Source organism: Pseudomonas sp. AC247 (assembly GCF_979258015.1).
Window position 1 is genome coordinate 5,124,477 of record NZ_OZ409829.1, and the last position, 13,407, is coordinate 5,137,883.

Consider the following 13,407-nt stretch of genomic DNA (forward strand, 5'->3'; position numbering starts at 1 on the left):
CACCTGTGGGCGGGCGGCTCTTCTAGGGAAAATACAGATTTACGTCGGAGCAATGTCAGAGCGCGATTGACCCAATCACTCCAAACCCTGTGGGAGCTGGCTTGCCAGCGATAGTGGTGGATCAGTCAACCTGTGTGTCGACTGACCTGACGCCATCGCGGGCAAGCCCGCTCCCACAGTTATGGGAGGGGATCAACTGATCGCGTCAGCCCTTACTTCTGTTTTTCCAGCTGGTGATATTTGCCAGTCGCATCCCACTGGTACACCACGTAGTCGGAGACTTTCAGGTCACCCTTCTTGTCCCAGGCCTTCTCACCCATGACGGTTTTCACCGGATTGGCTTTCAGCCACTCGGCGGCTTTTTCGCCACTGTTGGACTTGGCGCCATTGAAGGCGGCCGCCAAGGTCTGAACCGAAGCGTAAGCGTACAGGGTGTAGCCTTCAGGCTCGGTGCCGGCCTTGCGGAAGGCATCCACCACGGTTTTACTTTCCGGCAGCATGCGCGGGTCGGCGCCAAAGGTCATCAGCACGCCGTCGACGTATTGCGGGCCACCAGCGGTGGTCACCAGTTCGTCGGTGACGATGCCGTCGTCAGACATGAACTTCACGTCTTTCAGGCCTTCAGTGCGCAGTTGTTTGACCAACGGGCCGGCTTCCGGGTGCAGGCCGCCGAAGTAGACGACATCGGCGCCGGCGGCGCGGATTTTGGTGACCACGGCGCTGAAGTCTTTCTCGCCACGGGTCAGGCCTTCGTACAGCACCGGTTTCACGCCGCGCTTCTCAAGTTGAGCCTTGGTGGCATCCGCCAGGCCTTGGCCGTAGGTGTCCTTGTCGTGCAGCACGGCAACCTTTTTGCCTTTGAGCACGTCGACGATGTAGTCGCCGGCGACGATGCCCTGCTGATCATCACGGCCGCACATACGGAACATGGCGCTGAGGCCGCGTTCGGTCACTTGCGGGTTGGTGGAACCTGGAGTGATCGCGATCACACCGGCTTCGTCATAGATTTCCGACGCTGGAATGGTCGAAGAAGAGCAGAAGTGACCGACGACGCCAGCGACTTTCTGGTTGACCAGGTCCTTGGCGACCGTCACCGCCTGCTTCGGTTCGCAGGCGTCATCGCCTTTGACCAGAACGATTTTTTCCCCGTTGACGCCACCTGCCGCGTTGACTGCGTCAGCCGCTGCCTGTGCACCCTTCATGTACTGCTCGCCAAATGCCGCGTTGGCGCCCGTCATTGGACCCGCTACGCCGATTTTGATATCAGCCTGAGCAAACGCAGAAACACCCAACGCAGTAGCCACTGCGAGGGCCAGAAAGCCTTTCTTGTAAAACGTCTGGGACATGAGGTGGTGCTCCAAGGTTTTTTTTAGTTGGCACTGCGACTTCACTTCACTGAATGCTCAGAGCAAGGGCCGTGCCATCGGTTTTTTATTCTTCAAAAAGTCGCTGCTTTCTTGTTATTTCGACTGTTTCGTTCCCATTTTCATTGGGCGTGCAACCGTCTAAACCGCGGAAGGTGAAACCATTTATTTCTAAAGGCGCAACCCGCTTGCGCCATCATTGCAACCGCGGCACCAAACGACGTGCAACCAGCCTGTAACAGCCCGCGTCACCGAACTGCACACTGCTGGTGCGGGACTGCTACAACCCGCACCATTACAGGCTAGTCGCTGCATCGGAAAGCGCCGCTTCCGGCAACATATTTCAACACTCAAATGACGATGCGCAGGCACTGGCCCGCGTGATACAGCGAGAACCCGGCCTCGTACAGGCAACTGCGCAATCCTGCGCCCGCCAAGGGCTGCATCGGTGCGAAGGGGATTGGCAGTGCTTGTGGATTGCCGTTACACAGATAGTCGGCGAAGGCCTTGCCAACCACCGTGCCCGTCGTGACGCCACGGCCGTTATAGCCAGTGACGGCCACCAGTCCCGGCGCTGGCTCGAACAGACGCATCAGGTGATCGGGCGTAAACGCGATGCGCCCGGTCCAGGTGCATTCCCATTCGACCGGTTTCAAATTGGGGAAGTAATGCTGTTGCACGCGGTCGGCCCAGGCTTTCAGGAACCATGTCGGTTTCTGATTACCGTTGCCCAGGCTACCAAGCAATAACCGCCCTTCTTTGTCGCGGCGAATGCTGCTCAAGACTTGGCGGGTGTCCCACGAACCTTGCCCGCCGGGAAGAATCTCCTGCGCAGCGTCTTCGGTGAGCGGCACCGAGGCGACCTGATAGTAATAACCGGGGAAGAAGTTGCGCTTGAGTTCGGTCCAGTCGCCCTCGGTGTAGGCGTTGGAAGCGATGACCACTTGTTCGGCGAGCACCGAACCGTGCTCGGTTTGCACCGACCATTTCGCGCCCTGACGTTCGAGTCGGGTGACCGGTGAATGGTCGAACATCTGCCCGCCGAGACCGATCACGGCATTCGCCAGCCCGGTGACATAGGCCATCGGATTGAGCGTGCCGGCGCGACGATCAAGCAGTGCGGCGGCGATTTTTTGCGTCCCGGTGGCTTGTTCGCAAGCCTTGCCGGTGAGTAGCTCGACCGGTGCGCCGCGACGTTTCCATTGTTGCTCGCGACTGCGCAGATCGGCCTCGCCCTTGGCGTTGTGCGCCATGTGCAGCGTACCTTCGCGGCGTAACTGGCAATCGATGTTGTACTTGTCCACAAGGCTGAAGACCAGCGCTGGCGCCGCACCGAGCATGCGGTTGAGTTGACTGCCGACCGCTTCGCCGAAACCGGCCTCGATCTCGTCCGGCGGAATCCACATGCCGGCGTTGACCAACCCGACGTTGCGCCCGGAGCCGCCGTGACCGGCGCGATGCGCTTCCAGCACGCAGACGCTTTTGCCTTTTTCCAACAGATGCAGCGCCGCCGACAACCCGGTGAACCCGGCGCCGATCACGCAGACATCGACTTTGACTTCACCCTTGAGCGCCGAATTATCGGGCCTTTGCGGTGTGAGTTTTTCCCACAGACATTCTTCGCGTAACGGCATTGCCAGACTCCAACAGAAACCTGCCAAACACACAATTCAATGTAGGAAAGAAACCATTTGTGATGTAAACCCTGTGGCGAGGGGATTTATCCCCGATCGGCTGCGAAGCAGTCGTCGCTCTTAAATTTTCAGGGCCGCTGCGCAGCCCGTCGGGGATAAATCCCCTCACCACAAAAGCCCGCTCCCACAGGGGATCGGTGTCATTCCAAACTCAGTCGAACGTAATGCCCTGCGCCAGCGGCAACTCCAGCGAATAATTCACGGTGTTGGTCTGGCGGCGCATGTACCCGCGCCAGGCGTCGGAGCCCGACTCACGGCCACCACCGGTTTCTTTCTCGCCGCCAAACGCACCACCAATCTCCGCACCGCTCGGGCCGATGTTGACGTTGGCGATGCCGCAGTCACTGCCGACCGCCGACATGAACTGCTCAGCCTCGCGCACGTCCGTGGTGAAGATGCACGACGACAAGCCTTGCGGCACCGCGTTGTTCAGGCGCAGCGCTTCCTCGAAATCGTTATAGCCAACCACATACAGAATCGGCGCGAAGGTTTCGCTGCAGACCACATCACTCTGTTCGGGCATTTCAACAATCGCTGGCGACACGTAGTAGGCGTTGGGGAACTGATCTTCCAGTTGGCGCTTGCCGCCAAACACCCGACCGCCCTCACTCAACGCCTGCTCCAGCGCATCCTGCATGTTTTCGAAGCTGTGCTTGTCGATCAGCGGGCCGACCAGATTGCCTTCCAGCGGGTTGCCGATGCGTACTTTCGAATAAGCAGCCTTGAGGCGAGTGACGATTTCTTCCTTTACCGATTCATGGGCGATCAGACGACGCAACGTGGTGCAGCGCTGGCCTGCGGTACCGACGGCGCTGAACAGAATCGCGCGCACGGCCATGTCGAGATCGGCGCTCGGGCCGAGGATCATCGCGTTGTTGCCGCCCAACTCCAGAATGCTGCGAGCAAAACGTGCGGCGACTTTCGGCGCCACTTCGCGGCCCATGCGCGTGCTGCCGGTGGCGCTGATCAGGGCGACACGCGGATCATCGACCAGCGCTTCACCCGCGTCGCGACCACCGATGATCACTTGGCAAAGATTCGCCGGTGCATCGGTAAAATTCTTCACCACACGGTCGAACAGCGCCTGACAGGCCAGCGCGGTCAGCGGGGTTTTCTCCGACGGCTTCCACACCACCGGGTTGCCGCAGACCAGTGCCAGCGTGGTGTTCCACGCCCACACCGCGACCGGGAAGTTGAACGCACTGATGACGCCGACCACGCCCAGCGGATGCCAGGTTTCACGCATGTGGTGGCCAGGACGCTCGGAGGCGATGGTCAAGCCGTACAGCTGGCGAGAAAGACCGACGGCGAAATCGCAGATGTCGATCATCTCCTGCACTTCACCCAGACCTTCCTGGGTGATCTTGCCCGCCTCCCACGAAACCAGTTCGCCGAGGTCGGCTTTGTATTCACGCAACACTTCACCGAACTGACGCACCAATTCGCCGCGACGCGGGGCCGGAATCTTGCGCCATTGCTCGAACGCATGATCTGCGCGACTGATGTGCTGCTCGACTTCGGCCGGGCCTTCCCAGTTCACAGCGGCGATGCGGCTGCCGTCGATCGGCGAATGCACCGGCACTTTGCCGTTCTGATACAGGGCCGGGTTCACACCTAGACGATCAAGCAATGCGGCAACCATGGGTCACTCCTCAAGCAAAAAACTGAATGTGTGCGGCCGCTGTTTGCACGACCGGGCAGGCCTTTAGTTGTAGCGTCACATTGGCAAGGCAACAAACGACCTTTACGCGAGATATCATTCCGTTTATTCATGCTGAGCATAGAAAGACAAGAAAAGGATCGGCCATGCTGAACAAACGCCACTTGCCCTCGATCACTGCCCTGCAGTGCTTTGAGGCCGTGACCCGGCACCTGAGCTTCACCCGCGCCGCCGAGGAACTGAACCTGACCCAGAGTGCGGTGAGCAAGCAGGTCGCGCAGCTTGAGGAATTGTTACAACACTTATTGTTCCTCCGGGTGCGCCGACGTTTGCAGATGACCCCGGCCGGGGATTTGTACTTGGTCGAAGTACGAAAAATTCTCACGCAAGTGGAGATGTCGACTCATTACCTGCGTTCCTACGGTGGCGAGACCGAAGTCTTACGCGTATCGACACCGTCGACCTTCGGCGCGCGCTGGCTGGTGCCGCGCTTGAAAGGCTGGCGGCTACGTCATCCGTCGATTCATCTGGACCTGTGCAACGAGCAGGAAGCGGATGATCTGCTGCAGGGGCGCAGCGATCTGGCGTTTTATTTCGGCCAGGGTTCGCGGCCCGGCACGGAATGCCTGAAGCTGTTCGGTGAAGAGCTGGTGCCGGTCTGCGCGCCGGGCAGCCTGCCGGATACGCCGTTCACTGATCCGACGCAACTCACCGATCTGGTCTTGCTGCAAAACGCCTCGCGCCCACAGGCGTGGCACGACTGGTTCGACAGTCAGGGCTACCAGACCGAACACAGCTATCACGGCCCACGTTTTGAAACCTTTTATATGTGCATTCGTGCCGCGCAAGTGGGATGTGGTGTGGCACTGCTGCCACGGTTTCTGGTGGAAGAGGAATTGGCCGACGGCAAACTGGTCATTCCCTGGCAGCATGCAATGCCGAGCACTGACGCGTACTACCTGGCGTACCCGGAGCACGCGGCGGAAGTACCGAAGGTGCGCGACTTCGTCAAATGGATGCTCGAACAGATCGACAATCCCTGACCGACCTCTCCGTAGGAGCTGTCGAGTGCAACGAGGCTGCGATCTTTTGATCTTGAAAACCAACATCAAAAGATCGCAGCCTGCGGCAGCTCCTACAGAAGCCCAGCAGAAATTGCTGGCAATCCCCACCGCTGATATGCGCCACTAGCGCCATTGATTGAGACCGCGCCACAGCGCGGCGCACCTGGAGACCCCGTTATGAGCGAGAGCGTGTTTGCCGATCGCATCGTGCAGAACCTGCTCGACACCGACTTCTACAAATTGACGATGATGCAGGCGGTGCTGCACAACTACCCCAACGTCGAAGTCGAATGGGAGTTTCGTTGCCGTAACAGCGAGGATCTGCGCCCGTATCTGGCCGAGATCCGCTATCAGATCGAGCGCCTGGCCGAGCTGAGCCTGAGCGCCGACCAGTTGAATTTCCTTGAACGCATCAGCTTCCTGAAACCGGACTTCCTGCGTTTCCTCGGTCTGTTCCGCTTCAACCTGCGCTACGTGCACACCGGCATCGAGAACGGCGAGCTGTTCATCCGTCTGCGCGGGCCATGGCTGCATGTAATCCTTTACGAAGTGCCGTTGCTGGCGATCGTCAGCGAAGTGCGCAACCGCTATCGCTACCGCGAAACCGTGCTCGAACAGGCGCGCGAGCAGCTCTATCGCAAGTTCGACTGGCTGACCGCCAACGCCTCGGCCGACGAATTGTCGCAACTGCAGGTCGCCGATTTCGGCACCCGCCGCCGGTTTTCCTACCGCGTGCAGGAAGAAGTAGTGAACGTGCTCAAGCACGATTTCCCCGGGCGTTTTGTCGGCACCAGCAACGTGCACCTGTCGCGCGAACTCGACATGAAACCACTGGGCACCATGGCCCATGAATGGATCATGGCCCACCAGCAACTCGGCCCACGGTTGATCGACAGCCAGATCGCTGCGCTTGATTGCTGGGTGCGCGAGTACCGAGGTTTGTTGGGGATCGCCCTCACCGACTGCATCACCACCGATGCCTTCCTCGGCGATTTCGATCTGTTTTTCGCCAAGCTGTTCGATGGCCTGCGCCACGACTCCGGGGATCCTGTGGTGTGGGGCGAAAAATGCATCGCGCATTACCACAAGCTCGGCATCGACCCGATGAGCAAGACGCTGGTGTTCTCCGACAGCCTGACCCTGCCCAAGTCGCTGGAGATCTTCCGCGCGCTGCACGGTCGGATCAACGTCAGCTTCGGCATCGGCACCAACCTCACCTGCGACATTCCGGGTGTCGAACCGATGAGCATCGTGCTTAAAATGACCGCCTGCAACGGCCAACCGGTGGCGAAGATCTCCGACGAGCCAGGCAAGTCCCACTGCAAAGACCCGAATTTCGTCGCCTATTTGCGACACGTGTTCCAGGTTCCTGCCGATTCCCGTCTATCTAGCAAGGAGTGAATTCATGCAAGCCGTACAGCGTGAGATTGCGCAGCAGCTCAAAGTGCAACCGCCGTTCGCCGACTACCAGGCCCTGCAGGCCGAAGTCGCCCGGCGCATCGCCTTTATTCAGGATTGCCTGGTCAATTCCGGGCTCAAGACGCTGGTGCTGGGCATCAGCGGCGGCGTCGATTCGCTGACCGCAGGCCTGCTGGCCCAGCGCGCGATGCGCGAACTGCGTGACCAGACCGGCGACAACGACTACAAATTCATCGCCGTGCGCCTGCCGTACGAAACCCAGTTCGACGAGCACGACGCCCAGGCCTCGGTGGATTTCATCGCCCCGGATGAACGCCACACCGTCAACATCGGCCCGGCCGTGAAGTCGCTGGCCAGTGAAGTCGCAGCCTTCGAAGGCAAGCACGCGGTCTCGGTGGATTTCGTCCTCGGCAACACCAAGGCGCGGATGCGCATGGTTGCTCAGTACACCATCGCCGGCGCAGCGCACGGGCTGGTGATCGGCACCGACCACGCGGCGGAAGCGGTGATGGGTTTCTTCACCAAGTTCGGCGACGGTGCCTGCGATCTGGCGCCGCTAAGCGGCCTGGTGAAAAATCAGGTGCGCGCGATTGCCCGCAGCTTTGGCGCGCCGGAGTCGCTGGTCGAGAAAGTGCCGACGGCGGATCTGGAAGACCTGTCGCCGGGCAAACCCGACGAAGCGTCCCACGGCGTGACCTATGCCGAAATCGACGCCTTCCTGCATGGCGAGCCGGTGCGCCAGGAAGCGTTCGACATCATCGTCGCGACTTACAACAAGACCCATCACAAACGCGTGATGCCATTCGCCCCGTAAGTCGCGGCGGAGCCTGTAGGAGCTGTCGAGTGAAACGAGGCTGCGATCTTTTGATCCTGATCTTCAAAACCAGATCAAAAGATCGCAGCCTGCGGCAGCTCCTACAGAAAACAAAAAAGCGTCCCGAGGGACGCTTTTTTTATGCCTGACTCAATTACTTGACGGTAATCGTGCCTTTCATCATCGAGATGTGGCCAGGGAACGAGCAGAAGAAGCCGTAGCCACCGTCTGCAATCTTCGCAACGTCGAAGGTCAGCGAGTCGGTTTCCTTGGCGCCGATGATCTTGGTGTGGGCGATGATGCGCGCGTCACCTTCCGGCAGGTAGTTCTTGTCGATACCGGCGGCCAGGCCAGCGGTAGCGATTGGCTGCATGTCAGCTTCTTTGCTGATCACCAGGTTATGGCCCATGACGTTTTTCGGCAGGCTGCCGGAGTGGGTCAGTTCGACGGTGAAGGTCTTGCAGCTCTTGTCGATCACGATTTCCTTGGTGTTGAAGGACATCTGATCGGTGGAGTCAACGGTGGTTTTGCACTCGGCAGCCATCAATTGGCTGCTGGCCAGGGCCAGCAGGGATACCGCAACAACTTTGGAAAACATGGTGAATCTCCAAGGCAGGGTTAACAAAAACACTAATGGTGGAAAGACTGCCTGAAATCTTCGCAAGTTCCTATGACTTGAGTCAAAAATTGTATACAACTTTCAGGCTATGACACTCATCGAGACAATCTAACGGCCAGATTCCCCGGCCCGCCCTATGATCGGCGCATCTACTGAGACGGAGTGCCTGTCATGTTCTTTAACGGTCTGTTGTGCAGTTTGCTCGCCGCCTACGCCTGTGGCGCCAGCGGTACCTTTGAATCACCGGAGCGCGAAGTTTAGTCCTTGGATCGAGGCCTGCCAGCCATTACCCTGTGACGGATTGACCCAGGAGGAAGGCATGTCTGTGAAATCCGTGTGTGTATTTTGTGGTGCCAACGCCGGCACCGTCCCGGCTTACACCGAAGCCGCCATCGCCCTTGGCCAAGCCCTCGCCGAGCGTAAGCTGACGCTGGTTTACGGCGGTGGCGCCGTGGGTTTGATGGGAATTGTCGCCGACGCTGCCCTGGCCGCCGGCGGCGAAGTGATCGGCATCATTCCGCAGAGCCTGATGGACAAAGAGATTGGCCATAAAAGCCTGACACGCCTGGAAGTGGTCGACGGCATGCACGCGCGCAAGGCGCGCATGGCTGAACTCAGCGATGCGTTCATCGCCCTGCCCGGCGGCCTCGGCACGCTGGAAGAGCTGTTCGAAGTCTGGACCTGGGGCCAGCTCGGTTACCACGGCAAACCGCTGGGGCTGCTGGAAGTGAACGGTTTTTACAGCAAACTCACTGCTTTTCTTGACCACATCGTCGGCGAAGGCTTCGTTCGCGCGCCACACCGTGACATGCTGCAAGTGAGCGAATCGCCACAAACGCTGCTCGATGCCCTGGATAACTGGAAGCCGACCGGCACGCCAAAATGGGTCGACCAAAAACCCGGCTAACCGCAAGGCACCGATACAGGGCAGAATACGCGCCGCTCAACCTCACCTTCGACCAAGAGGAACGCCCATGGCCAAACCCAATTACTCCTTCGCCAAACGTCAACGAGACCTGGCAAAGGAACAGAAGAAAGAGGAAAAGCTTCAGCGCAAGAAACAAACAGCTGAAGAAGCAGCACTGAACCCTGAGGGTGAAGTGGCAACAGAAGATGATGTTGATGCAACTGAAGCACCGAAAGATCAGGCGCCCAACGCCTGAGCCCCACCGGGTTTGATGATCGAATCAGACCCTGCGGATTTGTGACGGGGCTGGCGGTTCCACCGCCGGCCCTCACAGCCCTTCCCCAAATACACCCGAATCCCTTGTAGGAGTGAGCCTGCTCGCGATAGCAGTGTGTCATATGAAATATTTGCTGCTGACACACCGCTATCGCGAGCAGGCTCACTCCTACAGTTTGATCTGCGTTAATCCAGGGGCATTACGGTGACGCGCACTTCCGGGTCGTGATTGCCGCCGCCAAGGATCACTCCGCGCAACGGCGATACATCGGAAAAATCCCGCCCCCACGCCAATGTGATGTGTTCCAGCGCCGGTTGCACATTGTTGGTCGGATCGAAATCCACCCAGCCCAGCACCGGACAAAACACCGACACCCAGGCATGCGACGCATCGGCGCCGATCAAGCGTGGCTGCCCCGGTGGTGGCTGAGTCAGCAGATAGCCACTGACATAACGCGCCGCCAGGCCTCGCGAGCGCACACACGCCAGCATCAAATGAGCAAAGTCCTGACAGACCCCGCGACGCCGCTCCAGCACTTCCACCAGCGGCGTCGCCACCTGGGTCGCTTCGGCATCAAAAGTGAATTCGCTGAAAATCTTCTGCATCAAGGCTTGCACGCCGAGCATCAATGGCTGCCCAGGTGAAAAGCAGCTTTGCGAGAACTCGACGAAGCTGCGCTTCAAATGTACATACGGTGACTGGAACCGATAGCGACACGCCTCAAGTATTTCGGCGGACAACGGCTGACTGCTGTAGGTCAACGCATCGCGGGTCTGTTCCCACGCCGGCGACTGCGTGAAATCCAGTGCAGGCCGCGCCAGCACTTCCACGGTCAGCCGTGCATTGACCTGCAATTCATCGTGCGGCCGTTCGAAGGCCAATCGGGTCAGCGGGTTGCCAAACACATCCAGTTCATCGCGGCGCGCCGTCGGCTCCGGGCTGATCAACAACGCTTGTTCAGTGCAGCGCTGCCAGGCGCATTCGCGTGGCCAAAGATGCGCCAGTTGCTGTGCCAGCGACACCGGGCTGTCGTAGTGATAACAGGTGTCGTGGAAGATCTGGTAATGCGCGCTCATCAGACGGACACCGTTCGCTGGCTGACATCATCGACATGGGCGAAATGGCGCAACGCCAGACGATCCGAGACCTGACCACTGGCCTCGGCGATGGCTTGCAGTAGATCCGCCAGGCCATCGAGGGCCGCACGCACACTGTTCTCGCCGAACAACGGGTTTTCCAGGCAGCCCAGATCGAACCGCGCCAGACGTTCGACCAACTGCGGCAATCCCGCCTCCCGTGGCGCACCGAAATCATCGTTCAAACGTTTCAAGGTACGCGTCACCAATTTCAACTGGAACAACACCGCGTGCGGGTTTTGCTCATCAAGCAGCAACAGATCAAGCACTGGAATCAATTGCGCCACCGCCAGATAACGCGAGCGATAGGTGATGCTGCTGTTGCCCAGTTCCAGCAGCCATTCCAGCCCCGACTGATCGAACGCGCCGGCGCCGCGTAGAAATGCCGCCAGACTGCTGCTGAGAAATTGCAGACGCTCAATGCGTCGACCAATCATCAGAAAGCGCCAGCCTTCGTCGCGGGTCATGTCGTCGAGGGCAAAACCGGACAACGCCGCCAGCGACATCACCAGGCGGTTGAGAAAATCCAGCAACTCGCCGAAATCCGGCTCGTCGGTGTCCAGCTCAGTGGCTTCGCGCTGCAATTCGACCAGTGCCTGCCAGTTCTCCCGCGAAAGCTTGCCGCGCACCTGCGAGGCGGCCCACTGCAAGCGTTGCAGGTTGGAGCGCAGGCTGAACGACCAGTCATCGCCGAGCAGTGCGGCCAGCAAACGTTCAGGCAACTCACCTTCGTCCGGTAACAGCGTCAGTCGCTCGCCGAGGTCGACGGCTGCCTGCAAGGCTTGCGGGTCATCGCCGTCGACATATCGCGCGAGCATGATCCGCAGCAGTCGCGCACTGTCGTCACAGCGCTCGCAATAACGGCCGAACCAGAACAGGTTTTCCACCACCCGCGACGGCAGATAGGGATCGCGCCTGACAAGATCATGCACGCCAACATTGCGCTGGGTTTTCCATTGTTCGCCGCTCGGCGCCCGCTCGCCGAGCACCCAGGTGTCCTTGCTTGCGCCGCCGCGCTGCATCGACACCACTTCGGCATCAGCCTCGGCGGCCACCCGGGTCAGGCCACCGGGCAGCACACGATAACCGTCGCGACTGGCGACGGCGTACATGCGCATGCCGATCGCCCGGGGTTGCAGTTGACCGTTCTCGGCTTGCCAGATCGGCGCGTGGGACAATTGCGCTAATTCTTGCGCCACGTAGGCATAAGGCCGCGCTTGCATGCGCAAAGCGAGATCCTGGCGCTGTTTTTCGCTCAGATCCCGGCCAAATACGGGCGCAAAAGTCTGTGAGGGAAACGCCGGTTTGATCAACAGCTCCGGCAGTTTTTCCAGCGCCTGCGCCAGCACCGGCGCCTCGCCGCACCACCACGTGGCAATCGACGGCAGGATCAGTTCTTCGCCGAACAGGTATTGATTGATCTTCGGCAGAAACCCCAGCAACCCCGGCGACTCCAGCACGCCGCTACCCAACGCGTTAGTCACCAGCACACGCCCCTGACGCACGGCTTCAAGCAATCCGGGCACGCCGAGTGCCGAGTCCGTGCGCAACTCCAGCGGGTCGCAGAAGTCGTCGTCGAGCCGGCGCATGATCGCGTGTACGCGGCGCAATCCGCTGAGGGTTTTCAGGTAGACCGTGGCGTCGCGCACGGTCAGGTCGCCGCCCTCGACCAAGGGATAACCGAGTTGACGGGCGAGATACAAATGTTCGAAGTAGCTTTCGTTGAAGCGCCCCGGCGTGAGCAAGACCACCAGCGGCGCGTCATCGCCGCTCGGCGCCTGACGCACGAGGGTTTCCTGCAAGGTGCGGAAGAAACCGGCCAGGTGCTGCACCTTCAGGTCGCGGTACAGCTCGGGAAAGGCGCGAGAGACAATGGTGCGATTTTCCAGCGCATATCCGGCACCCGAAGGTGCCTGAGTACGATCAGCCGTAACCCACCAGCGGCCGTCCGGCGTGCGCGCCAGATCCACCGCGTAAAGATGCAGGAAAGCCCCTTCGGGCGGCGCAATGCCCTGACACGGCCAGAGAAAATTGTTGTGGCCGAAGACCAGTTCCGCCGGCAGCAACCCTTCGCTGATCAGCTTTTGCGGGCCGTAGAGATCGGCCAACACGGCATTCAGAAGACGCGCACGCTGGGCGATGCCGGCCGACAGCTGCTGCCACTCATCCGCCGCAATCACATGCGGCAGCAAATCCAGTTCCCACGGCCGATCTGCGCCTTTGGGATCGGCATAAACGTTATAGGTGACGCCGTTTTCCTGAATCTGCCGCGCCAACAACGCCTGCCGCTGCATCAACTGCGTCGGGGTGCTGCGCTGCAACTGATCGAACAGACGCTGCCAGTGCGGGCGCACCGCGCCACTGCCGTCGAGCAGTTCATGATAAGTGCCCGCCGTCAGCGGGTAGCGGTCTAGCAGGTCAGGCATGGAAAGCTCGGCAGACAGCAGGGAACG

General features: G+C 59.8%; 11 protein-coding genes. 5 read left to right on the forward strand and 6 right to left on the reverse strand.

What is annotated here, in order from left to right; translation table 11 throughout:
- Positions 1 to 212: 212 nt before the first annotated feature.
- The 3 genes from ACZZ0B_RS23300 to amaB all read right to left on the reverse strand — a co-directional run bounded on the left by ACZZ0B_RS23300 (position 213) and on the right by amaB (position 4,700).
- Positions 213 to 1,346: an ABC transporter substrate-binding protein gene (locus tag ACZZ0B_RS23300; protein ID WP_008078283.1), complete on the reverse strand. Its 1,134-nt coding sequence runs from the start codon at positions 1,344 to 1,346 to the stop codon at positions 213 to 215.
- 368 nt (positions 1,347 to 1,714) lie between these two features.
- Complete coding sequence (gene amaA / locus ACZZ0B_RS23305; protein ID WP_463546338.1) at positions 1,715 to 2,998, reverse strand: L-pipecolate oxidase; 1,284 nt, start codon at positions 2,996 to 2,998, stop codon at positions 1,715 to 1,717.
- 211 nt (positions 2,999 to 3,209) lie between these two features.
- The gene (amaB, locus tag ACZZ0B_RS23310) at positions 3,210 to 4,700 is read right to left on the reverse strand and encodes an L-piperidine-6-carboxylate dehydrogenase (protein WP_008078287.1); all 1,491 of its coding nucleotides are present in this window, start codon (positions 4,698 to 4,700) and stop codon (positions 3,210 to 3,212) included.
- 164 nt (positions 4,701 to 4,864) lie between these two features.
- Between amaB and ACZZ0B_RS23315 the strand changes: the two genes are divergently transcribed.
- The 3 genes from ACZZ0B_RS23315 to nadE all read left to right on the forward strand — a co-directional run bounded on the left by ACZZ0B_RS23315 (position 4,865) and on the right by nadE (position 8,015).
- Positions 4,865 to 5,761 (forward strand): LysR family transcriptional regulator, encoded by an 897-nt coding sequence (locus tag ACZZ0B_RS23315; RefSeq protein WP_463546339.1) that lies wholly within the window; start codon positions 4,865 to 4,867, stop codon positions 5,759 to 5,761.
- 198 nt (positions 5,762 to 5,959) lie between these two features.
- Complete coding sequence (pncB, locus tag ACZZ0B_RS23320; RefSeq protein ID WP_008078294.1) at positions 5,960 to 7,183, forward strand: nicotinate phosphoribosyltransferase; 1,224 nt, start codon at positions 5,960 to 5,962, stop codon at positions 7,181 to 7,183.
- A gap of 4 nt (positions 7,184 to 7,187) precedes the next feature.
- Positions 7,188 to 8,015 carry an ammonia-dependent NAD(+) synthetase gene (gene nadE / locus ACZZ0B_RS23325; RefSeq protein WP_008078295.1) on the forward strand — a complete coding sequence of 276 codons (828 nt, stop codon included), beginning with the start codon at positions 7,188 to 7,190 and terminating at the stop codon, positions 8,013 to 8,015.
- Between the two features lie 154 nt (positions 8,016 to 8,169).
- Here the strand turns inward: nadE and azu are convergent, their stop codons facing one another.
- Positions 8,170 to 8,613, reverse strand: a complete 444-nt coding sequence (gene azu, locus ACZZ0B_RS23330) for an azurin (RefSeq protein ID WP_008078296.1) — start codon at positions 8,611 to 8,613, stop codon at positions 8,170 to 8,172.
- Between the two features lie 340 nt (positions 8,614 to 8,953).
- Between azu and ACZZ0B_RS23335 the strand changes: the two genes are divergently transcribed.
- Positions 8,954 to 9,541: an LOG family protein gene (locus ACZZ0B_RS23335; RefSeq protein WP_463546340.1), complete on the forward strand. Its 588-nt coding sequence runs from the start codon at positions 8,954 to 8,956 to the stop codon at positions 9,539 to 9,541.
- Between the two features lie 67 nt (positions 9,542 to 9,608).
- Positions 9,609 to 9,797 carry a hypothetical protein gene (locus ACZZ0B_RS23340; protein WP_463546341.1) on the forward strand — a complete coding sequence of 63 codons (189 nt, stop codon included), beginning with the start codon at positions 9,609 to 9,611 and terminating at the stop codon, positions 9,795 to 9,797.
- A gap of 206 nt (positions 9,798 to 10,003) precedes the next feature.
- Here the strand turns inward: ACZZ0B_RS23340 and ACZZ0B_RS23345 are convergent, their stop codons facing one another.
- Together ACZZ0B_RS23345 and ACZZ0B_RS23350 are read right to left on the reverse strand one after the other, a co-directional pair.
- The gene (locus ACZZ0B_RS23345; protein WP_463546342.1) at positions 10,004 to 10,894 is read right to left on the reverse strand and encodes a transglutaminase family protein; all 891 of its coding nucleotides are present in this window, start codon (positions 10,892 to 10,894) and stop codon (positions 10,004 to 10,006) included.
- Positions 10,894 to 13,380, reverse strand: coding sequence for a circularly permuted type 2 ATP-grasp protein (locus tag ACZZ0B_RS23350; protein WP_463546343.1), 2,487 nt, complete (start codon positions 13,378 to 13,380; stop codon positions 10,894 to 10,896). The genes ACZZ0B_RS23345 and ACZZ0B_RS23350 overlap by 1 nt, the downstream gene beginning before the upstream one ends.
- Between the last annotated feature and the right edge of the window lie 27 nt (positions 13,381 to 13,407).